This window comes from Methylobacter sp. (assembly GCF_004322395.1).
In the GTDB taxonomy this organism is placed as follows: domain Bacteria; phylum Pseudomonadota; class Gammaproteobacteria; order Methylococcales; family Methylomonadaceae; genus Methylobacter_A.
The window spans coordinates 45377-70657 of sequence record NZ_SCTW01000029.1 but is presented as its reverse complement, the minus strand read 5'-3'; the positions used below and the strand labels follow the sequence as shown (position 1 = coordinate 70657).

The 25281-nt window shown below is 50.4% G+C and carries 20 protein-coding genes; 14 read left to right on the top strand and 6 right to left on the bottom strand.

Annotation, left to right across the window (positions count from 1 at the left end):
- The first annotated feature begins 56 nt into the window (after nt 1–56).
- The 4 genes from EPO18_RS04100 (at nt 57) to ribA (ending at nt 5096) form a co-directional block, all read left to right on the top strand.
- Nucleotides 57–833 (top strand): ParA family protein, encoded by a 777-nt coding sequence (locus EPO18_RS04100; RefSeq protein WP_292430883.1) that lies wholly within the window; start codon nt 57–59, stop codon nt 831–833.
- A 53-nt stretch (nt 834–886) separates the two neighbouring features.
- On the top strand, nt 887–3394 hold the full coding sequence (locus EPO18_RS04095) for a glycogen/starch/alpha-glucan phosphorylase (RefSeq protein ID WP_292430881.1): 2508 nt from the start codon (nt 887–889) through the stop codon (nt 3392–3394).
- A 262-nt stretch (nt 3395–3656) separates the two neighbouring features.
- A complete protein-coding gene (locus EPO18_RS04090) occupies nt 3657–4274 on the top strand; it encodes a class I SAM-dependent methyltransferase (protein ID WP_292430879.1) in 618 nt (205 codons plus the stop codon).
- Nucleotides 4275–4487: 213 nt separating this feature from the next.
- Nucleotides 4488–5096, top strand: a complete 609-nt coding sequence (gene ribA, locus EPO18_RS04085) for a GTP cyclohydrolase II (RefSeq protein ID WP_292430877.1) — start codon at nt 4488–4490, stop codon at nt 5094–5096.
- 55 nt (nt 5097–5151) lie between these two features.
- Here ribA and EPO18_RS04080 read toward each other — a convergent pair whose 3' ends face one another.
- The 6 genes from EPO18_RS04080 to nhaD form a co-directional block, all read right to left on the bottom strand.
- On the bottom strand, nt 5152–6324 hold the full coding sequence (locus EPO18_RS04080) for a M20 aminoacylase family protein (protein ID WP_292430874.1): 1173 nt from the start codon (nt 6322–6324) through the stop codon (nt 5152–5154).
- Nucleotides 6325–6476: 152 nt separating this feature from the next.
- A complete protein-coding gene (locus tag EPO18_RS04075; RefSeq protein ID WP_292430872.1) occupies nt 6477–7181 on the bottom strand; it encodes a response regulator in 705 nt (234 codons plus the stop codon).
- A gap of 4 nt (nt 7182–7185) precedes the next feature.
- Entirely contained in the window at nt 7186–8754 is a 1569-nt protein-coding gene (locus EPO18_RS04070; RefSeq protein WP_292430870.1) for a DUF4118 domain-containing protein, read from the bottom strand.
- Between the two features lie 23 nt (nt 8755–8777).
- Nucleotides 8778–8981: a hypothetical protein gene (locus tag EPO18_RS04065; RefSeq protein WP_292430867.1), complete on the bottom strand. Its 204-nt coding sequence runs from the start codon at nt 8979–8981 to the stop codon at nt 8778–8780.
- A gap of 345 nt (nt 8982–9326) precedes the next feature.
- Entirely contained in the window at nt 9327–10496 is a 1170-nt protein-coding gene (locus EPO18_RS04060) for a porin (RefSeq protein ID WP_292430865.1), read from the bottom strand.
- On the bottom strand, nt 10496–11944 hold the full coding sequence (nhaD, locus tag EPO18_RS04055; protein ID WP_292430862.1) for a sodium:proton antiporter NhaD: 1449 nt from the start codon (nt 11942–11944) through the stop codon (nt 10496–10498). Before nhaD ends, EPO18_RS04060 begins: the two co-directional genes overlap by 1 nt.
- A 691-nt stretch (nt 11945–12635) precedes the next feature.
- Here nhaD and EPO18_RS04050 point away from each other — a divergent pair.
- The 10 genes from EPO18_RS04050 to EPO18_RS04005 all read left to right on the top strand — a co-directional run bounded on the left by EPO18_RS04050 (nt 12636) and on the right by EPO18_RS04005 (nt 25176).
- A complete protein-coding gene (locus tag EPO18_RS04050) occupies nt 12636–13007 on the top strand; it encodes a hypothetical protein (protein ID WP_292430859.1) in 372 nt (123 codons plus the stop codon).
- Nucleotides 13008–13236: 229 nt separating this feature from the next.
- Nucleotides 13237–14448 (top strand): hypothetical protein, encoded by a 1212-nt coding sequence (locus EPO18_RS04045; RefSeq protein ID WP_292430856.1) that lies wholly within the window; start codon nt 13237–13239, stop codon nt 14446–14448.
- 12 nt (nt 14449–14460) lie between these two features.
- Complete coding sequence (gene corA / locus EPO18_RS04040) at nt 14461–15450, top strand: magnesium/cobalt transporter CorA (RefSeq protein WP_292430853.1); 990 nt, start codon at nt 14461–14463, stop codon at nt 15448–15450.
- A 223-nt stretch (nt 15451–15673) separates the two neighbouring features.
- Entirely contained in the window at nt 15674–16573 is a 900-nt protein-coding gene (locus EPO18_RS04035; RefSeq protein ID WP_292430851.1) for an NAD(P)-dependent methylenetetrahydromethanopterin dehydrogenase, read from the top strand.
- Between the two features lie 316 nt (nt 16574–16889).
- Entirely contained in the window at nt 16890–16979 is a 90-nt protein-coding gene (kdpF, locus tag EPO18_RS04030) for a K(+)-transporting ATPase subunit F (protein ID WP_292430849.1), read from the top strand.
- On the top strand, nt 16979–18769 hold the full coding sequence (gene kdpA / locus EPO18_RS04025) for a potassium-transporting ATPase subunit KdpA (RefSeq protein WP_292430847.1): 1791 nt from the start codon (nt 16979–16981) through the stop codon (nt 18767–18769). Before kdpF ends, kdpA begins: the two co-directional genes overlap by 1 nt.
- A gap of 277 nt (nt 18770–19046) precedes the next feature.
- Nucleotides 19047–21116 (top strand): potassium-transporting ATPase subunit KdpB, encoded by a 2070-nt coding sequence (gene kdpB / locus EPO18_RS04020; protein ID WP_292430845.1) that lies wholly within the window; start codon nt 19047–19049, stop codon nt 21114–21116.
- A gap of 16 nt (nt 21117–21132) precedes the next feature.
- Entirely contained in the window at nt 21133–21708 is a 576-nt protein-coding gene (kdpC, locus tag EPO18_RS04015) for a potassium-transporting ATPase subunit KdpC (RefSeq protein WP_363331474.1), read from the top strand.
- Between the two features lie 29 nt (nt 21709–21737).
- Complete coding sequence (locus tag EPO18_RS04010; RefSeq protein ID WP_292430842.1) at nt 21738–24482, top strand: sensor histidine kinase; 2745 nt, start codon at nt 21738–21740, stop codon at nt 24480–24482.
- Complete coding sequence (locus EPO18_RS04005) at nt 24475–25176, top strand: response regulator (RefSeq protein ID WP_292430840.1); 702 nt, start codon at nt 24475–24477, stop codon at nt 25174–25176. Before EPO18_RS04010 ends, EPO18_RS04005 begins: the two co-directional genes overlap by 8 nt.
- The last annotated feature ends 105 nt before the right edge of the window (nt 25177–25281 follow it).

The window sequence follows — 25281 nt, the reverse complement described above, 5'->3', positions numbered from 1 at the left end:
TATCAGCGGTTGTGTTATCGTGTTTCAACTTTACCGAATAAACACGAGACCATGTAATGAACGTATTAGCTGTTTACAGCATCAAGGGTGGTGTTGGCAAAACCTCAAGCGCGGTAAATCTGGCATACACGGCAGCTCGCAACGGTCACCGTGTCTTGGTGTGGGATCTTGATCCGCAGGGAGCCAGCAGCTATTATTTCCGCATCAAGCCCAAGGTCAAAGGCGGCAGCAGAGAGCTGATCGCCGGAAAACGCGAACTGGACGGCCTGATTAAAGGTACTGACTTTGAAAATCTGGATTTATTGCCGGCCGATTTTTCGTTTAGAAACTTGGATTTGGTTCTGGATGCCAAGAAAAAACCGACCCAACAGCTTAAAAAACTCCTGAAGCCCTTGGCAGAAGAATACGACTTTATTTTTCTGGATTGTCCGCCCAATATTTCGCTGTTATCCGAAGCCGTTTTTGAGGCTGCCGATATTCTGTTGTCGCCAATAATTCCTACCACATTGTCGTTAAGAACATTGGAGCAGCTGGAAAAATTTATCAAAGACAATGATCTGAATAAGTTGGCGCTGGTTCCATTCTTCTCGATGGTCGACCGGCGCAAAAAAATGCATCGGGACATTATGGCTAGCCTGACTGAAAGCCACCCCGAGATTTTAACTGCCTCGATCCCTTACGCAAGCGACATTGAACGCATGGGCCTGGAGCGTATGCCGTTAGGCAGCTATGTCAAGAAAAGCCAATCCATAGCTGCTTACGATGCATTGTGGCAGGAAATCTGGTCCGTGTGTTGTCAACAACTACGCAAAATAAAATCCAACAAACAATAAAGGAACGCTATCTAAACTAATACCTTATCCTCATTCACCTCTTGGAGTAGATCATGCCTAATAAACGATTTGTTATGAGCAAGCCTAAATCTTCAATCACCGATGTCGCGATATTGGGAATAAAAAAAGAGGACTTTATTGATGACTTTAAACGGTATTATGTTCATTTGCTGGGGCGGGATGTAACTTTCCGGTCATCGCCTTTCTATGCCTGCGAGGCCTTGTCCTTGTCCATCCGCGACCGGCTGATGGAGCGCTGGAAATCCACCTATAAAACCTACAAAAACACGGATAGCAGGCAGGTATTCTACATGTCCATGGAATTTTTGATGGGCAGAACCTTGAGCAATGCGATGCTTAATCTTGGCATAACCGATGAAGCCACTCAGGCCATGTACGATTTGGGCATTGAAATCGAAGAGCTGGTTGACAGGGAACTTGACGCAGGCTTGGGCAATGGCGGCTTGGGGCGGTTAGCGGCCTGTTTTATAGACAGTTGCGCGACCTTGCAATTGCCGGCCCTGGGTTATGGTTTGCGTTATGAATACGGCATGTTTACCCAAACGATTGTCAACGGCGAGCAGGTCGAAAAGCCGGATCACTGGTTGCGCTACGGCAATGTCTGGGAAGTTGAGCGGCTGGAATATTCGCTACGCATCAAACTTGGCGGACATACCGAAATACAGACCGATGAACAAGGCAATCAGCGAGTCTGCTGGATCAGCACCAATGATGTGTTGGCTGTCCCTTTCGACACGCCGATACCGGGGTTTAAAAACAATACCGTCAACACGTTGCGTTTATGGAAAGCCGTGGCGACGGAGGAGTTTAACCTGGATGAATTCAACGCCGGCGATTATGCCGAATCGGTCGCCGCAAAAGTTACCGCAGAACACATTACCATGGTGCTGTATCCCAATGACGCCAACGAAAACGGCAAGGAATTAAGATTGCGCCAGCAATATTTCCTAGCTTCCGCGAGCTTGCAGGATGTTATCTCTCATTGGATCAGGCAACATGGAAACGATTTTAGTCATTTTGCGAAGAAAAGCTGTTTTCAGTTAAACGACACCCATCCGAGCATCGCCATTGCCGAACTGATGCGCCTGCTAATGGATGTGCATGGCCTGTCATGGGCTTCAGCTTGGGAGATTACCCGGCAAACCATGGCTTATACCAACCACACCTTGCTGCCTGAAGCGCTGGAAAAATGGCCGGTCGGGCTGATGCAAAAATTATTGCCGAGGTTGATGGAGATTATCTTTGAAATCAACGCTCATTTTATGTCGGAAGTTGCCGCGCGTTGGCCCGGCGATAAAGCCAGATTGAATAGAATGTCGATCATCGAGGAAGGCGCCGAGCAGCAGGTTCGCATGGCTTATCTTGCGATAGTCGGCAGTTTTTCGGTCAATGGCGTGGCCCAATTGCATTCCCAACTGCTGCAACAGGGCCTGTTTTGCGACTTTTACGAATTATGGCCGCACAAGTTCAACAACAAGACCAACGGTGTGACCCCGCGCCGCTGGCTGGCTTCTTGTAACCCGGAATTAGCCGCGCTGATAACCGAGACAATTGGTGACGGCTGGATAACCCATCTGGATGAATTAAAAAAACTGGAGTCCTTTGCCGAAGATGCCGGGTTCCGGGATCGCTGGCGCACTATAAAACAACATGCAAAACAACGCCTGGTCGCACACAATAAAAAATATCAGGACATCGATTTAAATCCGAATGCACTGTTCGATGTACAGGTTAAACGCATCCACGAATACAAGCGGCAGATATTAAACGTGCTGCATGTCATTCATCTATACGATCGCATTAAGCGCGGCGAGACAACAAACTGGGTTGCACGTTGCGTGTTGATTGGCGGCAAGGCAGCGCCCGGTTATGCGATGGCAAAAAAAACCATTAAACTGATTAATAATGTCGCCCAGGTTATTAATTCGGATCCCGAGGTAGACGATAAGCTGATTCTGTGTTTTTTGACGGACTATCGGGTTTCAGCGATGGAAATTATTTGCCCTGCGGCCGATCTTTCCGAGCAGATTTCTACCGCAGGCAAAGAGGCTTCCGGCACCGGCAATATGAAGCTGATGATGAACGGCGCTTTAACTATCGGCACATTGGATGGTGCTAATATTGAAATAAGGGAAGAAGTCGGCAATGAAAACTTTTTTCTGTTCGGCTTGACCGAAGAGCAGATCGAAGCAAGGCGTGAGCATTACGAACCGACAGCTATCATCGATCAGGATGAGGATTTGCAAAGGGTGATGAATCTATTGGAAAGCGGGCATTTCAACCAGTTTGAACCGGGCATCTTCGACGAGCTGATTGCATCGATTAAAAGCAAGTATGACCCATGGATGACAATCGCGGATTTCAGGAGCTATATCGACGCGCAAAAACGGGTGGAATCCGCCTATCAGGATAAAGACCATTGGACCCGGATGAGCATATTAAACTGTGCAAACAGCGGCAAATTTTCCACGGACAGAACCATCAGCGACTATAACCGGGAGATCTGGAAATTGGAGCCAGTGCCTGTGCAATATCCCTGATAAATCAATTGGTAACTACTCGCAATAAATAAAATATCTGGTTATTAAATACAATGGAACGCAGATGAGTATGATTAAACTAAGCTTTTTTATGAATACTCTGCGTTTATCATATTCATCTGCGTCATCAGCGTTCCATTTTTGGCTACAAAGTGATTGTAGTGGTTAGTTTTTTGCGAGTTACCTTGCCGCCATATTGTTGTTGATGACAGCCAAGCTTGCGCTGTACTATGCAGCTCCCGATTAACTACCTGAAGCCATTATGAAGCCAGACAGCGCCGCCATTAGAAAACGATACGACCGGATTGCTCCCTATTTTGAAGGCATGGAAGCGGTCATGGAAGGACTGTTTTTTAGAAGCTGGAGGAAGAGATTATGGGCCAAAGTCGAAGGCCATCATATTCTTGAAGTTGGCGTAGGGACGGGCAAAAATTTCGATTATTACCCCAAGGATGCCAGAATAACCGCGATTGATTTTAGCGGGCAAATGCTAAAGCAGGCGGAGAAAAAACGCGACAGGAAAAATGTCAATGTTGAGCTGGAGCTGATGGACGTTCAGTCGTTATATTTTGCCGATAACAGTTTCGATACGGTTATTTGCTCTTTTGTGTTTTGTTCAGTGCCGTTACCGATAAAAGGATTGAAAGAGCTTTACCGTGTCTGCAAGCCGGGCGGACAGGTTTTATTGCTGGAACATGTGATAAGTTCAAACCGCATGGTTGCAGCGGTCATGAACTTGCTTAACCCTGTCGTTGTCAGTCTATTCGGAGCCAATATTAACAGAAACACTGTTAAAAACGTTAAAGCCTGCGCTTTTACCTCGGTGAATGTCGATGAACGTAGCGGCGACATTATCAAGCTGATTGAAGCCAGAAAATAGCGGAGAATTTCATACGTAGGGCGTGCCGTGCGCGCCTTAGCTCCCAAGGCGCGCACGGCATGCCCTACAGCGGATGTCTTTATACCAGGCGGAAAAACAAAAACATCATACGTTTTGTTAGAAATCATAAGGCCCAACCGGCATGAAACTTTTTAACTGGATAGCCGCCAAATTGGGTAAAATACAGTCAATTTTTGGATTAGTTATATTTAAGTGAAGCCACAATTAGAAAATTTGGTACAGACGCCGATCCCGACCAAACACGGCGAATTTATACTGCATTATTACAGCAATACCATTGATGACAAGGAGCATGTAGCCCTGGTTAAAGGCGATGTCGCGGACAAGGAAAATGTGCCGGTGCGCATCCATTCCGAATGTTTTACCGGCGATGTATTAGGTTCAAGGCGTTGCGACTGCGGCGAGCAGCTTGATATGGCGATGCAAATTATCGATAAAGCCGGTTTCGGCGTGTTGATTTATCTGCGTCAGGAAGGGCGCGGCATCGGCTTATTGAAAAAACTACAGGCTTATAATTTGCAGGATCAAGGCATGGATACCGTCGATGCAAACATCCATTTGGGCCATCTTGCCGACGAAAGGGAATACGGCATTGCTGCGTTAATGCTGGAAAACCTGAACGTAAAGTCCATAGAACTGATCACCAACAACCCCAAGAAAATAGAAGAGCTGAAAAAGCTCGGCATTAACGTGGCTGGCCGCATTCCGGTCGAGGCCGTGGCTCACGAAGACAATGTCGGTTATTTAAAAACCAAAGCAAAAAAAATGGCGCACATGCTGTTTGAACCGAAAAAGAGCTGAATTAGATCTTCCAGGTTTTAAAAACCTGGAAGATCTGAATACTCTAAGGCCTTGATTACCTTAACACCGTTTCAACCAGTTTTACCCAATAAGCCGTGCCGACCGGCAATATCCGGTCATTAAAATCATAGTGCGGGTTATGCAGCAGACAGCCGTTTTCGGAAGAGCCGTTGCCTATCCAGATATAACAGCCCGGTTTTTCCTGCAACATAAACGCAAAGTCTTCCGAGCCCATGCAAAGTGCTGGTTGTTGGTCGACACAATCCTTTCCGGCCACTGCCATCGCAACTTGTAGCGCCAGTTCCGTTTCCGCTTTCGCATTAAAAGTCACCGGATAGCCCGGATTTTCCGGATTGAATTTGATCTTTGCGCTGACCTCAAAACCCTCGCAGATAGCATTGACCAAGCGGGTGATTTTATCGGCAATGATTTTTTGAGCCTCACTGCTAAAGCAGCGAAAAGTCCCTCTTAACAGCACCGATTCCGGCAGCGCATTCCAGGTATTGCCCGCATGGATCTGGGTAATGCTGACTACCGCCGGATCGATCGGATTAACCGTTCGGCTGACAATGGTCTGCAATGCGGTAATCAGCTTGGCGGATGCAACTATCGCGTCATTGCCCAAATGCGGCATTGCGGCATGGGTTGCTTGCCCAGCGATAATAATTTCAAAACAGTCGAATGACGCCATCATCGCGCCGGATTTAACCGCGAAATGCCCCGGCGGAATATCGGGGAAATTATGCAACCCAAAAACGCAGTCGGCCGGGAATTTCTCAAACAGGCCGTCATCGATCATCCGTTTGGCTCCCGCGCGCCCTTCCTCGGCTGGCTGAAAAATAAAATACACCGTGCCGCTAAAGTTGCGATGCTCGGCTAAATAGCAAGCCGCCCCCAGCAGCATCGCCGAATGGCCGTCATGGCCGCAGGCATGCATTTTTCCGTCGTGGCAGGATTTGTGGGCAAAAGAGTTCTGCTCCTGAATAAACAAAGCATCCATATCGGCCCGCAAAGCGATTTTTTTGTCGCCGCTTCCGGCAGTAAGCGTAGCCACAACACCAGTTTCGCCTAATCCTTGATGAACTTCCAAGCCGAAACTCGCCAGCTTATCGGCAATAAATTTCGCCGTTTGGGTTTCCTCAAAAGCAGTTTCAGGAAACCGGTGCAGATGATGCCGCCATTCGCGCATTTGTGCGTACAACTGTTGTATATCGTTTGCTCTAGACATGGAAACTCAAGTGAATTGATAGTGATGACTATGCTACAACTAAGTTTTGATGAAAAGTAAGAATTTTATCAATTCCACGGCGGAGAGAGGGAATAAGGAAGCGCACAGGCTGCGGGTAATGCGCTTCGCCGCGGCCAACACATTCTATCAAGCTAATTTTCTCCCGTGTTCAACCGGTACCCCACCCCTGCTTCAGTCAGTAAATAGTGTGGCCGGGCAGGGTCGGATTCAATCTTATGCCGCAACTGTCCCATGTAGATTCGCAAGTAGTGGCTGTGCTCGATGTAAGAAGCGCCCCAAACTTTTTCCAGCAATTGCCGATGAGTCACCACGAAACCGGCGTTGCGCACTAATACGCTGAGCAAGCGGAATTCTGTCGGCGTTAAGTGAACTTCCTGTTCGCCGACAAAAACCCGCCGCCGGGTTAATTCTATTTTCAGTTCATCAACCTGAAAACACTCCTGAGCGCCGCCACCTGGCAACTTGGCAACGCGCCTGAGCAAGGCTTTAATGCGGGACATCAATTCCGCGGTGCTGAACGGTTTGGTCAGGTAATCGTCGGCGCCGTTGTCCAGCGCTTGGGTAATATCGTTTTCTTGGTCGCGAGCCGAAAGCACTATGATAGGCAGCTCGGACCAAGTGCGCAGACGGCGGATGACTTCCTGTCCATCGATATCCGGTAATCCTAAGTCAAGAATAAGCAAGCCGGGCTGACGGTTGCGGGCGGCGGTCAAGCCCTCGCGTCCGCCGGTAACAGCAAGCACCGTATAATCCTGGCTTTCCAACGCGGTAGTCAGCAACGGCCGGAGCTGTGGGTCATCTTCAATCAGCAAAAGTAGTGGGCCTGTGGTTTTCATGGTGTCAGCCTTTCTCTTCCGAATCGATAGTCGGGGCTGCTTCCAACACGGGAAGATGCAGTTGAAACACCGCTCCGCCTATGCTGCGGTTGGTTGTGTGAATTTCACCGCTGTGGGCTTCGACAATGGCGCGGCAAATGGGCAAGCCCAAACCGACGCCGCTTTGCGCGCTTTCTGTGTGAATTCGAAAAAATTTGTCGAAAATCTTTTCCTGCAAGTCCTCAGGAATTCCCAATCCTCTGTCCGCCACGGCTATCGACAATCCGAACGGGGTGGTTTCAACCGAAATGTCGATAGGCAATCCGGACGGCGAATATTTGTCGGCATTATCCAGCAAATTCACTATGACTTGTTGCAACAATACCGCATCGACATAAACCAACGCCTGCCCATCCGGCATAGACACATTGACTTGCCGGCCTTTCAGTTTCTTGTCGAGCCGTCGTAACGCACTACCGACAACTTCTTCCGGTGCGCACCACTGCCGGTTGAGCACTACTTCGCCGGCTTCCAGCCGCGCCATTTCCAGGATTTTGATGGTCAGGTCGGACATACGCTGAGCTTCCTCACTGATTGCGCTCGCCAATTTTCTTTTCCTGTCTTCGTTCAAATACCCTCTATCCGTTTCCAATGTACTGGCGGCGCAGACGATGGCCGCCAGCGGCGTTCTTAAATCATGGGAAATACTGCTGAGCAGGGAATTACGCAAGGTTTCCGCCTGCATTTTCAAGGTCGCGTCCTTGGCTTGTTCCGCTAAGCTGGCTCTTTCTAAAGCGTGGCTGATTTGATTGATAAAAGCGCCTAAAAATTGGCGCTGTTCGGGAAGGAATATTCGACGCGGATTGACGGACTCAAGCACCAGTACTCCAATGGTTCCTGTTGAGCCGGTCAGGGGCATGTATAGAGCTTTTTCATTAGAAAAGGTATCGATGCTATTGCTTTCCATCTGCCCGTGGTTGAAGACCCGCCGAGCCATGCCCAAATCGGCGCCTTGTAAAGAAATGTCCAAGGGCGGTTCATTGGGATAACATACAAGCCCGTTGCGGTCGGGAAATAAAAACGTGTTTCGTCCACCGAATTCGGCATAGAGATGATGCACGCCGATTTCGATAATTTCTGTTTCCAAACGGGCTTCGGCTAACTCCTTGCTCAATCGATAAAGGACCGACGCTCGCCGCTCCCTCTGTTCGGCCACGCGGGCCTGGTGGCGGACGTTTTCCGCCAACTTGCTGGTCACCGTACCAACCACCATCGTTACCGCCAGCCCGGCCAGGTTTTCCGGCTCGGCGATTGCGAAGGAAAAAATCGGGGGAGCGAAGAAATAGGCGAAGGCGGCGGCGTTAGTCAATGATGCCAGAATAGACGGCCAAAAACCGAACCGAATGGCGACAAAAAATACCCCCAGCAGATAAAACATCAGAATATTGCTGGTCGTGAGTATTTCTCGAAACGGCCAGTCGATTAATGTCAATAACAGCGGAATGGCGATGCCCCAAAGCCAGTGTCCATGGGAGGGCGATTCGCTATGCTGATAGTCGGAAGGCTTTTCTGTCGTTTTTCTAGTAGATTTCAAGAGAGTCTGCTCTATACATAAAATCACTGCGAAGTCGCAAAGGCTTTGCTCATGTGTTCCGTGAGCTTGTTGTCGGCATCGTAAATGAGCAGCACTTTGAGCTGCTCCGCCTCCGCAATTCTAGCCGCTTCCGTTTCTCCCATACAAGGGCGAGGCACAGGTATGTGCCGAGTGATTAAAGCGGCAACCGGGTCGCCTGCTGACTCGCGCCTTCCTGGCGCTCGCACTTCGTGCGCCTTTGGCGTCCCAATCCGCTCCCATCGGATTGGTCTTTGATTGCTTTCTTTTCGATTGTACAGATGCAGGAGGTAGAATCGCGTCTGAAACAGCGATCGAGAGCACCAACAGTAAGCGCTTTAGGCGATGCAGGACAGAAAAATGCTCCTGCATTTTCTGCATTCATTACATCCATGTAACTTAGCAGTTGCCGAGGCGCAAAAGAAAGTAACTCGCCTTCGGGTGCGAGAACCCGATTCAAATAATCGTCGCGTTAGCGACTCCAAATCAGGATAAATTCTATCAACCGCATAACATCAGATCTTAACTGCAATGATTTCATCACGGGGGGCTCTTCAAAATTGAATGACTGCGTCGACTCCCAATAAAACTTGATCGGTCCGTTGTCCTCCGTCAAAAGGGGCGATTTGTGCCTGGCTCCAGTCGTAACGCACTTCAGGGCGGATCATCAACCAGCTCTTGGGTTTCCAGTTCACTCCGGCGGTCATCGCGTAATAGTTGGCGGCACCTGCCGAATAGCGAACCCCGTTGTGATCCCGGAACCATTCGCCACGCACACCCAGTCCCCACGTATCGGCCACCTGATAGGTCAGGTATTGGACGATGGAATACCACTCGGCATTTTGTCCTTGAGCAACGGCATTCTGCTGGGTTCCCCGGTCATGTTGGAGTACGTAATGCCATTTCCCGAGGTCTTGCTGGAGAATCGCCGAATAATACACCAGCTCGGAACTCTGGCTTTTGTAGACATCGCCTTGCAACACCGAAAAAGAAACCGTGGTGCCGGTCTTGGCATTGTTCCAGGTCAGTCCGCTCGTATGGCTCATGGCGCCTAAATCCCGGGCGAAATTGTCGGCACCGGTTATCGCCCCGAGGTTTAAGCTCCATTGATCGTTCAGTGCATAGCTAAACAGTGCGCCCGTCGCGGTAAAAGGGGAGGACTTGAAGCTGTAGGAGTGCGAAGAAAAGAAATTCAGTGGCGATGGCACCGACTCATAACCGATGATGCCGTAAAAATGGCCGAATTTTCCGCTCAAGCCGTTACCGATCGGAGCAAAGACTTCCACGTAAGCCTGCGGCAGGGCGATGTCGTAAAAACGCAGGTCGCGTTGGCTGATCAAACCCATGTCCCAATGGCCGGTTGCTTGGGTATAGCGGCTATCCGTGCCGAACATGAAGTCGAAGCGTCCGCCGACATCCCAGGTTGGGCCTTTGACGACGGCTTTTTCCAAGAATAGGTTCAACTGGTACAAATGAAACTCGCCGCTTCGGTCGGTCATGGATACCGGACCGTTATTACTATCCGTGGGATCATCGGTGTTATAGTTGATGCCGCCCGCCGCCCAGCCGCCGAGATTCAGTCCATAAGCGTGCAGTCCGGTCCAACTGGACGCATCTTTTCCGGACAGTTCGGAAATCAACCCAGTAGGTGTGTCGTTTGCACTGGCTACATTACTTAGTATCAAAACACTGCAAACACCTAATAAGCAGTTTCGTACGAACATTAGAATCTGCCGCCATTTATAAAAAAAAGCGTAACGATACTGGCGAAAAAACCTAATAAAATGGCAGGCATCCAACGTAAATGCAGGGTAAAGGTATAGCCTTCGCCTTCTTCCATATTGCCTTTCATTAATCCCAATACATGTAACGCCGGTGCGGAACCGATCGCCAATAAACTACCGCCGACACCCAAGGTCAAGGTTAATAATAACCATTGTCCAATTGGAAGGTTGGGATGCATATTTAACACGGCAAACATCAATGTGCCGTTATCAATGGACGAGGATGATAAACCAATTAAGATATTTGCTACGGTAGGACTGATTTCGGTGAACAAATAATGCGCCATCGCATCTAAATAACCTAAAAAGTTCAGTGCGCCGACGATCATCATAGCACCGTAGAAAAATAACAAAGTATCCCAATCGACACCGGCAATACACTTAAAAACATCGAAACCTTTATTCGAATCGCTGGTTTCTTGTGTTTCAGGTATTAAAAAATGGCTCAATTTTTCAGATTTAGTTAAATAATAAGCAAAGAATTGTAATAACGCTAAACCCAGCATCATTCCCGCTATCGCGGGCATATCGAGAAAGACGTTCGATAAAATGGTCATGCTGAAGGTGAGGATAAATATAAAAATAACCCGCTTGCTGCCGCGTTTTAAAACAGGCGTTTCTTTAGAAAAGGCAGGCGTTTCTTTAGTAACTGCAAAGTGCATGATGGATGCAGGCACTAAAAAGTTCACTATACAGGGAATCGTTAAAGTAAAAAACTGGATGAAATGCAGTGCGTTTTGTTGCCAAACGAAGAAGGTGGAAATGCCGCCTAAAGGACTTATAGTACCGCCTGCATTCGCGGCAACCACGGCATTCAAGCCTGCTAATCCCACAAATTTAGGGTTACTTTTCCCTATCACCAATATGATATATCCCATCAACAAGCCTACCGTCAAACTGCTGATAACCAGGGATAGTAAAAAAGCCAACACACCGGTAATCCAAAATAATTGCCGATAACTGTACTGTCTATTGGCTAATGCAATGCGCAAAGCGTCGAAAATGCCCCGCTCGGTCATGACATTTAAAAAAGTCATCGACACCGTAATAAATAGAAACAACTCCGCATAAGCCGTTAAATTACTTTGGAAAACGGTGGCGACATTTTTTGCTGTCCCATATTCCACGCTATAAAAAACAAATATGGCGAACCAGATTAATGCTGAACCTAATACCATGGGTTTTGCTTTACTCATTTGATGCAAATCTTCGGTCATTGCGATGGCATAGGCAATGACAGTGACCGCAACGGCAAAATAACCGATAAAATGGTTTTTTAAATCCAATTGTTGCGTCACGTCTTCCGCAAAAGCGAAGTCAGGTAAAAGCAAAAGAACTGTTAAAGCAAAAAAATGACGAACGTTGATGAGGTGGGTAAATTTTTTCATTTGAACTGGCTTATGATTTTAAACTAGCGGGAATATCGTTAAGGTTTTGTTGTGTTCAGTGCGGGGTCGGGGGTTGCGCCGTTCAAATTTTGTTGATTCAAGGGAAAGCTTTTCTGTTTGGCGAGATCCAAAACTGGAAACAAAAAATAGAATGTCCATCTGTCAATTCTTCTATTGAATTTCAACGATGGTTTTATGGTAGGGTTTTTAAAGTAAATATTTCGTAACGATATGTTTACTGATAGGAAACGGATTGTTGCGCTAATGGAAGCAATCTATGGCTATAGTTTGAATAAAGTTTTGCGATTATTTGACTAAGCCGCGGTATTGATTAACCGAATATTAAGCGTGGGCTAGCGACTTAAGGCTTAACGGGGCTGGTGTTTTTAAATTGGACAGCGTGAAAAATTACTGATTAGGTCGGGATACCCGAAATAACATCACTGTATTTAATTTGCCCTGTGTTGTCCTTCTTTTATGCGCGGCCATTGGCTGCGATAGCTCATTTTGGTTCAGAAAAATGTATAGCGGCGTGTTCAAAATTTACAATTTTTTTACAGCGCTTTTTATATTATGTAGCCAATTGCTTGATGATCAGTTTTGCATGGCCGGTTGTTTTTGAAATCAATAAAGCATCGATTGGGCCGGGATTAATTCAAGCGGTTTCTTTACAGTTTTACGAGGCGCTTTTATGAATAGCAAGTTTGTTAAAAAAGTTTTGATCTTGGTGTCGAGTCTTATGGCTCAGACTGTATTGTCAAACATAGCCCATTCAGCAGATCTATCGGGATTAAAACCCGGAGCGGTCGACAGAGTGGATACGAATACGACCGATGGTCGCTATGCATTACCTCCCAGTAAGGTTAATATCGAACCCTGCCAACGGAAGGCGTTGCTTTTACATCCGGGAACGGTTGAGAAACAACAAATATTACATCGGCATGGAGCATTTTTGGCGCAATATGCAATACAGGCGCACGACGGTTCGGAATGGGTCGTACTGTGCGATTTGGCAGATGGGAATGTCATCCGTGAGCAGAAGCTGGTCGATGATGCACTATGATGGGCTTTCCGGCGATTGGCTTGGATCGATTTTAGGAATCTTGTTCATGCCGGATAGTGGAAAAATAGGTGTTGATTAGCAGTTGATTACAAACCTTAATATAGCCAGCTCGGATAAACTTTTGATGCGACGATTTAACTGAGGACATTGGCAATAATTAAAATCTAATTGTGTTTTAGTGCCTGTAAAATACAAACTTAATTATTATTTGCCAAATTCAAAGGAACCTATGATTTTCAATTTCCACCCGTCTTTAGTGTTCACCAAAGACGCTGCAAGATGGCTCACGATACTGACTTTATGCAGCTTGCAAGGCTGCTTTTCACCGATGGCGCTGGACCACGCGGTCATCGAATACGACAAGACAACCACTGACATTCTGTCCAAACAGCTGCTGTTGAATATTGCCCGTTCCCATCAGCATCAGCCCTTGCATTTCACCGGCGTTTCCAATATTGCCGCGACTTTTAATTTCCAATTTAATGCCGGGGCGACGCCGGCGTTTACCGGTGAGACCGGTTCGTTACTGACGCCGGTGTTCGGAGGCACAATGTCCGAGAACCCGACCATCAGCATCGTGCCGATCGAGGGCGAGGAGTTTACCCGCCGTTTGCTGACGCCATTTCAGGAAAACAAACTGACCATGCTGTTGCGGCAAGGTGCCGATGTGGACTTGATCCTGCGCCTGCTGGCAGGGGAGTTGCGGCTTAACGGCGGCGAACAGGGCGGCGTTTATCTGAACAAACCCGGCGATGCCGAAGGCTATCGGTTGTTTCGGCAAGCCGTGCTGCATTTGTCGTCGATCCAGGACAGACACAAGCTGTTTGTCGAACCGTTGATGTTTGACCGGCATTGGACCTTGCCGGCCGAATCGTTGACGGCGGAACAAATGGCCGCGTTGCAAAAAGAGTTCAAGATCGAATATCAGGCCGAGCATAAGCAAGTTGTACTGAGTAAGCGGGTAGCCGGGCATATTCTGCTGACCAATTACGATCCGGCGAGGTTGAGCAACGAGGAACGCATCCGTTTGCAGGAAGAAGCAGATCAAGGCGCGGCTAATGATGTCAGCGTCGATATTCGGCCCGGATATCCAGGCGGCGAATGGCCGATACACGGAGTCTTCCGCTTGCGCAGCTTTCATAATGTGTTGAATTTTATCGGCCAGTCCATCAGCGACGACCCGGAATACATCGTAGCCAAACATCCGCAAACGCCCCATGTCAGTGAAAATCCGGTTAATACCATGTCCTTGCTGGTCAGCGATAATGAACCGGGGGCGGCCGATCTGAGCGTCAAGTTCGGCGAATATTATTATGCGTTGCTGCCGGAAGTCGGCTATCAATGGAATCGCGAGGGATTCCGCTTGCTGTATCAGATTTTTCAAATGACAATGACCGACTTGGCGCAGCAGGGCGCGCCGACCATTACTATTGCTAAATAACGGGAGAAACTTTTGACAGAGCAAATTGACAACAGCATGGTCATGAAATGCGTGGCCTATCAAAACGGCGTCAGCATCGGCGATGTAACCGTCGAAGACATCAGCGAAGTGCTGCAACAGGAAAACACCTTTGTCTGGCTGGGTTTGCGCGAGGCAAACAGCGACTTGTTGGCCGAAATCCAGCGGGAATTCGGGCTGCATGATTTAGCTATCGAAGACGCCTGCAGAGCGCATCAGCGCCCGAAAATAGAGGAGTACGGCGAATCGCTGTTCATGGTATTGCATACCGCCCATCTTGCGGAAAATCAGGTCGAATTTGGCGAAACCCATATTTTCTTCGGGCCGCGTTTTTTGGTAACGGTCAGGCACGGGGCTTCGCGCAACCACAGAAAAGTCAGGGAACGTTGTGAGGCCATGCCGCAGCAACTGGCCAAAGGGCCCGGATTTGCGTTGTATTCGATCATGGATTTTATCGTCGATAACTATGTGCCGGTTATCGACGGTTTACAGGAGCGGTTCGAGGTGCTGGAGTCGGCAATATTTGAATACCGGCCCAGCCGGCAGACCATAGAAGGCCTTTACGAACTAAAGCGCGAGTTGTTGCAGCTGGAAAGCGCGATTAATCCGGTCATCGATATTTGCAATGAACTGATGCGTTTTCATAGCGGGCTTATTCCCAAGGATGTGCAGGTGTATTTTCGCGATATTGCCGACCACATCAAACGCATCGACCAGGCGATTCACGGCATGCGCGAGATGTTGTTCGCGGTGATGCAGGTGCATCTGACTTTTGAAACGGTGCGGCAAAACGAAGTCGTCAAACGGCTGGCCGGCTGGGGAGCGATCCTGGCGATACCGACCATGGTGTTCAGCTGGTACGGCATGAATTTCCGGCACATGCCGGAGCTGGATTGGGAATACAGCTATCCGGCGGTGGTCGGCGGCGTAGCGCTGGGTAGCCTGCTGCTGTATTTGCGCCTTAAGAGGTCGGGCTGGCTGTAATTTTAAAATATACACACGATGCGTTAGACTATCATTATGAACAGTGTCGTCCTGATCCCAATCAACTGTTGTCCCTGCGGAAGGTTGAGCGTACTCTAATCTGCCGCTTAGCAGTGTTGGGAGCGTACCTTGCTCGGGACAAGCGAAGCGCTGGTCATTTCTTGCTCGCAAGGCAAAAAGTCCTTGCTTTATCTCTATCCTAAAAATAATTAAGGGAATATTCATGACACAACGAATCTTGTACTTTTTAACGCCAGGTGAAAACATCAGCCCATTCGATGTCACTCTAGCCGCCGATGCCGGCTTTGATATGGTGGTGCCGCTGACTAAAATTGAAGCTAAGAATGTAGCGGCTGTCGTTCAGGATGCTATTTTCTGCCGCCCTCCCAAACGTTTCAACGATACCGGTATTTTTATCGGCGGGCGCGACGTTCATATGGCGACAGATATGTTTCAGAGCGCCAAAAAAGCGATGGTCGATCCTTTTCAAGTGGGTGTATTTGCCGATCCCAACGGCGCTTATACCACTTCTGCGAGCGTGGTCGCGCTGGTTGCCCGGGTTCTTGAAGAGCATTGCAACATGGATTTAGCCGGACGCAGGATTGCCGTGTTTGGTACCGGCCCGGTCGGTATTTGCACGGCGATCCTGGCCGCGAAACAAGGTGCAAAAGTCAAACTGTGCCAATTGCTGGCAGATGATGACAGACGGGAGGCGCTAAACTTTTGCCAGCGTTATGAGGTCAATGTTGAATGGGTTTCCGCCCAGACCAACACCGAAAAAACGGACGAAGTTGCCGACGCCGAAATTATTATTTGTGCGGCAAGAGCCGGTGTGCGTATTCTGGAAGGTTCATTGAGAAATGCAAAAAAACTGTTGGTAGTGGCGGATACCAATGCAGTTCCTCCCAGTGGCGTATTGGGTGTGGGTTTGCATGATATGGGGGTCGCTGTCGAATATGCTCACGGCAGTTTCCGCAGTATCGGCCCGCTGGCCATCGGTAACTTGAAGTATAAGGTACAATTCGGTTTGTTTGAAGAAATTCAAAAATCCAGCAAAGCGGCGCTGATTGATTTTCCTGAAGCTTACGCGTTTGCGTTGTCTTTGCTGGAAAAACAGGCGTAAAAATTGCCAAAGTAGTTTTACAGGCGGGCGCAGTTAAGATTTAGCAAGGTAAGTGTTCGTCCAATAGTGTCAGCTTAAGCCGTTCGTGTTTCCAACCCGAACGGTTTCCCAAAAAGGGCTTTAACGGAAAATTTTGTCCGCAAATATAGCCTTTGCATAGTTGTGGCATAACCATAACAATTCCATTCAACGACAGCGGCAAATTCAGCTGTCTTGAGCCGGCCGGCTCGATGCTGAGCGGTAGCGATTTTTACAGTTTTTTTATAATAACAGCGCTATATTAATTGTTCAGAATATCCATAAAAGAGAGGTAGTCATGACCTTTATCTACGGCTTGAGCAGTTTGCTCGCATTCGCATTATTCATCTATCTGCTGGTGGCGTTGTTTTACCCGGAGAAATTCTAATGACGGCAAACGGCCTATTGCAAATCACTTTATATTTTGTCGTCCTGTTGCTGTTGGCTAAACCTTTGGGTATTTATATGGCGGCGGTGTATGAAAATCGCCCGGTATTTCTTAAGCGCATAGTGGCGACTTTGGAAGTAGGATTTTATCGTTTGAGCGGCGTAAAGCCGGAACAAGAAATGCGCTGGAGTGAATACGCAGCAGCCCTGCTCTGGTTTAACCTGTTCGGCGGACTGGCGGTATTTGCATTACAAATGCTGCAAGCCTATCTCCCGCTGAACCCGCAACAATTGGGCAATGTAACGGTCGATTCGGCATTCAACACTGCGGTCAGTTTTGCCACTAATACCAATTGGCAGGGTTACGGCGGCGAGACGACGATGAGTTATTTAACCCAGATGCTGGGGTTGAGTGTGCAAAACTTTGTTTCCGCGGCCACCGGCATGGCGGTTTTGATCGCGATGATACGCGGTTTTCAGCGCACTCATGCGGACGGTATCGGCAACTTCTGGGCGGATTTGACGCGCGGTATTTTATACATCCTGCTGCCGCTATCGTTTGTGCTGGCGCTGATGTTGGTTGGGCAAGGCGTGGTGCAAACCTTCAAGCCTTACCCAACCGTTCCATTGGTTGAGCAGGGTAGGGCGGACAATGCTGTTCTGTCCGCCATTGATGAGCTATCTGTTAGTGGGAACGAAGATCAGGTACTCACGCAAACCTTAGCAGTAGGTCCTGCGGCCTCGCAAATCGCTATCAAACAACTGGGCACGAACGGCGGCGGTTTTTTTAACGCTAATTCGGCGCATCCTTTCGAAAACCCAACACCGTTATCCAATTTTTTGGAAATGCTGGCTATCTTGCTGATACCGGCAGCGCTGTGCCACACCTTTGGCACGATGGTCGGCGATCCGCGCCAGGGCTGGGCAATTTTGGCTGCAATGACGCTGGTATTGCTCAGCTTGCTATTTATCACAGCCGGTCTTGAACAAGGCGGCAACCCGGCACTGGCTGCACTTGGGGTTGAGCAAAGCGTTAGCGCTGACCAGTCCGGCGGCAACATGGAAGGCAAAGAAACGCGTTTCGGTATCGTCAATTCCGCGATATGGGCGACTGCGACTACCGCGGCATCGAACGGTTCGGTCAATTCCATGCACGATTCTTACACGCCGTTGGGCGGCCTAATTCCGATGTGGCTGATTCAGCTCGGTGAAGTCATTTTCGGCGGCGTCGGTTCAGGCCTTTACGGGATGCTGATTTTTGCGTTGATCGCCGTATTTGTTGCCGGTTTGATGATAGGCCGCACACCAGAATATCTCGGTAAAAAAATCGAAGCTTTCGAGATAAAAATGGCGGCTATCGTTATTTTAATCCCGGCTTTTTTTATTCTGGGCGGGACGGCGTTGACAGTCATGGTGGAAGCAGGAAAAACAGCAGTTGCCAATCCCGGCGCACACGGATTTAGCGAAATTCTTTATGCATTTTCTTCGGCTGCGGGCAACAACGGCAGCGCTTTTGCAGGGCTAAGCGCCAATTCGCCGTTTTATAACATAGCCTTGGCTGTCACGATGCTGGCCGGCCGCTATGGGATCATTATCCCGGTGCTTGCTATCGCCGGATCATTGGCGGCAAAAAAGACCGTGCCGACTACCGTCGGCACTTTGCCTACGCATACGCCGTTGTTTGTGATGTTGCTGATCGGCACTGTGATTTTGGTTGGCGCGTTGACTTTTGTACCCGCGTTGGCATTAGGGCCGGTGGTTGAGCATTTAATCATGAGTACAGTTCCGTAGGCCGGAATAAGCGGGTTCGAGCAATAGCGGGAACTGGCGTTGCCTACATGGATGTAGGTAAGGGGCGTGAGCAGGAGCGGAAGCTTTTCCGGCAAATATCTATAACAAATCTGCCGTAGGGCGTGCCGTGCGCGCCTTGACGATCTTAAGGCGCGCACGGCACGCCCTACGACAGGATACAGTTGTCCTGCTTGGTTTTTCGTGTCTTTCGTGCTGTTCGTGGATAAATATTTAATCTTCGTAGCGAATATAAATTTCAGCAATAAGAGAACAGTCTATGAGCAAGAAACTTCATACACAACAGCTGCTTAGTCGTCAGGTACTGCTGGATGCGCTAGGCGATGCCTTATGCAAACTGGTCCCCCAGCAACAATGGAAAAATCCGGTCATGTTCGTTGTCTATATCGGCAGTTTGCTGACCACCGGGCTATGGCTATGGGCGTTGTATTCCGGCGGCAATGCGTCGACCGGCTTCATGCTGGCCGTGACCTTCTGGTTGTGGTTCACAGTGTTGTTTGCCAATTTCGCGGAAAGCGTCGCCGAAGGCCGCAGCAAGGCACAGGCGGCGTCATTGCGCAGCGCCAAGCGCGATATTATGGCGAAAAAGCTGGATGAACCGCATTACAGCCTCGATTACGCAAAAGTCACCAGCGCATCATTACGGCGCGGCAACATTCTGCTGATTGAAGCGGGCGATTTTGTTCCCGCCGACGGCGAAGTCATCGAAGGCACTGCCAGCGTTGATGAAAGCGCTATTACCGGAGAAAGCGCGCCGGTCATTCGCGAGTCGGGCGGCGATTTCTGTTCTGTAACCGGCGGTACGCGGGTATTGTCAGACTGGCTGGTGGTGCGGGTCATTGTCAATCCCGGCGAGGCGTTCCTGGATAGGATGATTGCGATGGTCGAAAGCGCATCGCGGCAAAAAACGCCTAATGAAATAGCCCTGACTATTTTACTGGTGGCATTGACGTTGATTTTCCTGCTGACTACCGTGACGCTGCTGCCGTTTTCGCTATACAGCGTCGAGATCGCCAAATCCGGGACGCCGGTGTCAATCACCGTACTGGTGGCGCTATTGGTGTGCCTGATTCCTACCACTATCGGCGGTTTGTTATCCGCTATCGGTGTTGCGGGTATAGGCAGAATGATGCAGAAAAACGTTATCGCCACCTCGGGACGGGCCATTGAAGCGGCTGGCGATGTGGATGTGTTGCTGCTGGATAAAACCGGCACGATTACGCTGGGTAACCGTCAAGCCTCGGCCTTTTTACCGATTGGTTTGACCACCGAAAAAGAGCTGGCCGATGCCGCGCAATTGGCGACGCTGGCTGACGAAACGCCCGAAGGCCGCAGCATCATTATTCTTGCCAAGCAGAAATTCTCGATTAGGGAGCGCAGTATTCATGACCTGGATGCCACCTTTGTCGCCTTTAGCGCGCAAACCCGGATGAGCGGCATCAATATCGGCGACCGCCAAATCCGCAAAGGCGCGGTCGATGCGATACGCGGCTACGTGGAAAGCCAAAATGTAAAATTCCCCGAGGAAGCGATGCGCATCGCCGATATTGTCGCGCGCCGGGGCAGTACGCCGTTGTTAGTTGTCGACGGCGGACAGGTGATGGGGGTTATTGAGCTGAAGGATACGGTTAAAGGCGGCATTAAGGAACGTTTTGGCGAACTGCGGAATATGGGCATTAAAACGATCATGATCACCGGCGATAACCGTTTGACTGCGGCGGCGATTGCGGCCGAAGCCGGCGTCGACGACTTTTTGGCCGAGGCAACGCCGGAAGCCAAGCTTAAGCTGATCCGCGAACAGCAAGCCGAAGGCCGTTTGGTGGCGATGACCGGCGACGGCACCAACGATGCGCCGGCATTGGCTCAGGCCGATGTTGCGGTGGCGATGAATTCAGGTACCCAGGCGGCAAAAGAAGCCGGCAACATGGTCGATCTGGACTCCAACCCCACCAAGCTGATCGAAATTGTCGAGACCGGCAAGCAAATGCTGATGACGCGCGGCGCGTTGACCACGTTTAGCTTGGCGAACGACTTGGCCAAGTATTTCGCGATTGTTCCGGCCGCGTTCGCCAGCACTTATCCGCAACTTGGCGCGCTCAATATTATGGGACTTAGCAGCCCGGATAACGCGATACTTTCGGCGGTTATTTTTAACGCCCTGATTATTGTTGCCTTGATTCCGTTGGCCTTGAAAGGCGTGACTTATCGGCCGCAAAACGCGGAGACATTGCTGCGCAATAACTTGCTGGTTTACGGTCTCGGCGGCGTTATCGTGCCGTTTATAGGCATTAAGTTGATCGATCTTGGCTTAACGGCGTTATCGTTCTGATTATTAGGAGATCACTGTGATTAAGCACATCAAGCCCGCTTTACTGATGCTATTGTTTTTTACCGTGCTAACCGGCATCGTCTATCCATTGGCGGTCACGCTCTTTGCACAAACCCTGTTCCCCAACCAGGCAAACGGCAGTCTGCTCGGCAGTGACGACCAGCCGCTCGGCTCCGAATTAATCGGCCAAGCGTTTACTCGCTCCGAGTATTTTTGGGGGCGGCCGTCTGCAACGTCGCCCGCTCCTTATAACGGCGGAGCATCCAGCGGTTCCAACCAAGGCCCTATCAATCCGGCGCTGACCGACGCGGTTCAGGCTCGCATCAAAGCATTGCGCGATGCTGACCCCGGCCATTCGGAAGCCGTGCCGGTGGATTTGGTGACCGCCTCGGCCAGCGGGCTTGATCCGCATATTAGCCCTGCGGCGGCGGCTTACCAAGTCAGCCGTGTTGCGCTAGCCAGACACATGCCTGTCGATAGTGTGCATGAATTGGTTGATTGTTACACGGAAGCCCGGCAATGGGGCGTATTGGGTGAACCTCGGGTTAATGTGCTGAAATTAAATTTGGCGCTGGATCAGCGTCTTAAGTAATGAATTTCCAGTAACGACCGGACTAACGCATGAACGACACTAGACCAGACCCCGATGCCCTGCTTGCCCGCGTAGAGCGTGAGGAATACCAGCGACAACGCGGACGACTTAAAGTGTTTTTCGGCGCGGCCGCGGGCGTTGGCAAAACTTACGCGATGTTGCTGGCGGCCAAAGCCAAACGCGATGAAGGCGTCGACGTGGTGATCGGGTTGGTGGAAACCCATGAGCGGCCGGAAACCGTCGCCGTATTAAAAGGCCTGGATGTATTGCCGCCCAAGCTGGTGAAACATCGCGGTACGGTACTGCGCGAATTCGATCTGGACGGCGCGCTGAAACGCCGTCCGAGCCTGATCTTGGTGGATGAGTTGGCGCACAGTAATGCTGCCGGTTGCCGTCATCCAAAACGCTGGCAGGATGTCGAAGAATTACTGAATGCCGGTATCGATGTTTACAGTACGCTGAACGTCCAGCACTTGGAAAGCCTCAACGACGATGTCAGTCAGGTAACCGGGATTCAGGTTAAGGAGACCGTGCCGGATACGGTATTCGAGCTGGCCGACGAAGTCGAATTGATTGACCTGCCTCCCGATGAATTGCTGCTGCGGCTCAAGGAAGGCAAGGTTTATCTGCCGCAACAGGCGGAGCGGGCGATGCGCAATTTCTTCCGTAAAGGCAACCTGATTGCGTTGCGTGAATTGTCCTTGCGTCTGACCGCCGATCGGGTCGATGCGCAAATGCAAAACTACCGGGACGACCACGCAATCAGCGATGTTTGGCCGGTCGGCGACCGGATATTGGTTTGCATCGGCGCCAATGCCATCGCCGAACGGCTGGTGCGCGCGGCCAAGCGGCTGGCGACCAGTCTTCATGCGCATTGGATCGTGGCTTACGTGGAAACGCCGGAACTGCAACGCTTAGCCCCAGAACGCCGCGACGAGGTGCTGCGGGTACTGCGCTTTGCCGAACAGCTAGGCGCGGAAACGGTGACCTTGTCAGGCCCTGACATGAGCAAGGAAATCCTGGGTTTCGCCAAAAGCCGCAATGTCACCAAAATCGTGCTGGGCAAACCCAGACGCCGTGGTTGGAAACGATGGCTGCTGGGCTCGGTCGTCGACACCCTGATCACCGAAGCGCATAACATCAACGTCTATTTGTTGGGTAGCCCGCGCGGCAAAGACATCGCAGAACAAAAAACGCCTAAAGAACTGCCGTTAACAAAAGTGTTGCGCCCTAATTATCCTTGGGGCCGCGCCAAGCGGCGCTGGTTAAATTTAGGCTGGGCGATGGGGATGACCGCTTGCACGAGCTTAGTGGCCTGGGCGATGTCCGGAAAATTCGAATTGGCGAATCTGGTCATGGTTTATTTGCTGGGCGTGGTTTTTATGGCGGCCCGCTTCGGCCGCGAAGCCTCCGTGTTGACCTCGGTGCTGAGCGTTGCCGCGTTCGATTTCCTGTTTGTCAATCCGGTCCATACTTTTGCGATTGCGGATGTCCAGTATTTAGTGACATTTTTAATTATGCTGCTGGTCGGCTTGATCATTAGTCATTTGACCAGCAATATGCGCTCGCAAGCCAAAGTTGCCTCGCATCGGGAACGGCGCGCCAATGTTCTTTATGCACTGAGTGAAGAACTGGCGACCAGCCGTACCGTAGCGGAAATAGCCAGAGTCGCCGCGCGGCATATTCAGGATGAGTTCGGCGGCGCCAGCGTGTTGCTGTTTCCCGACGATGACGGCCGGATAGTTTACCCTTTAGATCCGCCGGCCCCGGAGTCCCTGCGCAATTGCGATCTCAGCGTCGCGCAATGGGTTTTTGACCACGGCCAGATAGCCGGACAAGGCACCGATACTTTACCCGGAGCCGACGCAGTGTTTTTTCCGATGTCCGGTTTTCGCGGCGTGATCGGCGTGTTGGCATTACGTGCCGCCAATCTGCGCCGGGTGTTCCTGCCCGAACAGCGCCGGCTATTGGATACCTTTATCAGCCAGATTGCTCAAACCATTGAACGGGTGCGTTTCGCCGATGAGGCGCAACAAACCCAACTGCGCATGGAATCCGAGAGCTTACGAAATTCCTTGCTCAGCGCAATCTCCCATGATTTACGTACGCCGTTGGCATCCATTGTCGGTGCGGCCAGTACCCTTGTGGAAGAGGATGCCCAACTTGCTCCTTCGGATCGGAAAGAGTTAAGCCTAACCATTTATGACGAAGCATTACGTATGTCGAACTTGACCAATAATATTTTGGATATGGCTCGTCTGGACGCAGGACAGGCATCGCTGAACCGGCAATGGTACCTGTTGGACGAAATTATCGGCGGGACCTTGACGCGAATGAAGAAGAGGCTTAAAGGGCATGCCGTCAATACCAAACTGCCGGATGAGCTCTGTTTGGTGCGCGTCGATGCGGTTCTGATCGAACAGGTACTGGTCAACCTGCTGGAAAATGCCTGCAAATATACTCCGGCGGGCAGTCCTATCGACATCATCGCCGAGCTCTCCGCCCACATGCTAAAGGTCACGGTGGCGGATCGCGGCCCCGGCATACCGCCGGGAGAAGAGGAAAAATTGTTCGATAAATTCTACCGGATGCATCGTGAAGGTACGCAAAGCGGCGTCGGTCTGGGCTTGGCTATTTGTAAGGCTATCGTTATGGCGCATGGCGGCGTTATCGGCGCTGCTAACCGGCAGGGCGGTGGGGCGCAATTCTTTTTCCTGTTGCCGGTAGACGAAGCGCCGCCGCAATTGGCAGCGGAGCAGTTGCAAGATGAATAGCTCAAAACCCGTCATTGTGGTTATCGAAGACGATCCGCAAATCTGCCGCTTTTTGCGCACCAGTCTGAGCGTACAGGGATTTCAGGTGTTTGAGGCGGAAACCGGTGAACGGGGGGTAATAGAAATCGGTACCCGCAAACCGGAGCTGGTCATCCTCGATTTGGGTTTGCCGGGCATGGACGGCATAGAGGTGATCCGCAAGGTCCGCGAATGGTCGGCGGTGCCGATCATCGTACTGTCGGCCAGAAGCCAGGAAAACAACAAGATTGCCGCGTTGGATGCCGGGGCGGACGATTACCTGACCAAGCCGTTCAGCATCGGCGAGCTGCTGGCACGCATCCGAGTATCGCTACGCCACGCCGCACAGCTTGCAGGAGACAGTGTTGAAACACTGTTTTGCGTTGGCGATTTGCAGGTTGATTTATCTCGGCGCAGCGTATATATCGGTGAGCAGGAAATTCATCTGACCCCGATCGAATACCGGCTGCTGACGGTGTTGATCCGTCATGCCGGCAAGGTAATGACGCATCGGCAGTTATTGCTGGATGTTTGGGGACCTGCCTACGTGGAGCATGACCATTATGTAAGGATTTACATGGGGCAATTGCGCCGAAAGCTTGAAGCCGATCCGGCCCAGCCGCGTTACTTGTTGACCGAGGCGGGAGTGGGGTATCGGTTGGTGAGTGGGGAGTGAGTTGAGCGTGTAACTTTCGAATCAAGCCGGACGGGGCGTGTTGCTCCATTCGAAACGTTCCGCCTGTTCAGAATGTTGCCAGTTAGACCTTCCAGGTTTTTAAAA

What these genes read in the sequence shown, in the direction of transcription:
- nhaD (WP_292430862.1), bottom strand. Translation starts at nt 11,944, where the DNA reads ATGAAAAAATTTACCCACCTCATCAACGTTCGTCATTTTTTTGCTTTA.
- EPO18_RS04060 (WP_292430865.1), bottom strand. Translation starts at nt 10,496, where the DNA reads ATGTTCGTACGAAACTGCTTATTAGGTGTTTGCAGTGTTTTGATACTA.
- kdpF (WP_292430849.1), top strand. Translation starts at nt 16,890, where the DNA reads ATGACCTTTATCTACGGCTTGAGCAGTTTGCTCGCATTCGCATTATTC.
- EPO18_RS04050 (WP_292430859.1), top strand. Translation starts at nt 12,636, where the DNA reads ATGAATAGCAAGTTTGTTAAAAAAGTTTTGATCTTGGTGTCGAGTCTT.
- EPO18_RS04005 (WP_292430840.1), top strand. Translation starts at nt 24,475, where the DNA reads ATGAATAGCTCAAAACCCGTCATTGTGGTTATCGAAGACGATCCGCAA.
- EPO18_RS04045 (WP_292430856.1), top strand. Translation starts at nt 13,237, where the DNA reads ATGATTTTCAATTTCCACCCGTCTTTAGTGTTCACCAAAGACGCTGCA.
- kdpA (WP_292430847.1), top strand. Translation starts at nt 16,979, where the DNA reads ATGACGGCAAACGGCCTATTGCAAATCACTTTATATTTTGTCGTCCTG.
- EPO18_RS04075 (WP_292430872.1), bottom strand. Translation starts at nt 7,181, where the DNA reads ATGAAAACCACAGGCCCACTACTTTTGCTGATTGAAGATGACCCACAG.
- EPO18_RS04100 (WP_292430883.1), top strand. Translation starts at nt 57, where the DNA reads ATGAACGTATTAGCTGTTTACAGCATCAAGGGTGGTGTTGGCAAAACC.
- EPO18_RS04035 (WP_292430851.1), top strand. Translation starts at nt 15,674, where the DNA reads ATGACACAACGAATCTTGTACTTTTTAACGCCAGGTGAAAACATCAGC.
- kdpB (WP_292430845.1), top strand. Translation starts at nt 19,047, where the DNA reads ATGAGCAAGAAACTTCATACACAACAGCTGCTTAGTCGTCAGGTACTG.
- EPO18_RS04080 (WP_292430874.1), bottom strand. Translation starts at nt 6,324, where the DNA reads ATGTCTAGAGCAAACGATATACAACAGTTGTACGCACAAATGCGCGAA.
- EPO18_RS04010 (WP_292430842.1), top strand. Translation starts at nt 21,738, where the DNA reads ATGAACGACACTAGACCAGACCCCGATGCCCTGCTTGCCCGCGTAGAG.
- EPO18_RS04095 (WP_292430881.1), top strand. Translation starts at nt 887, where the DNA reads ATGCCTAATAAACGATTTGTTATGAGCAAGCCTAAATCTTCAATCACC.
- EPO18_RS04090 (WP_292430879.1), top strand. Translation starts at nt 3,657, where the DNA reads ATGAAGCCAGACAGCGCCGCCATTAGAAAACGATACGACCGGATTGCT.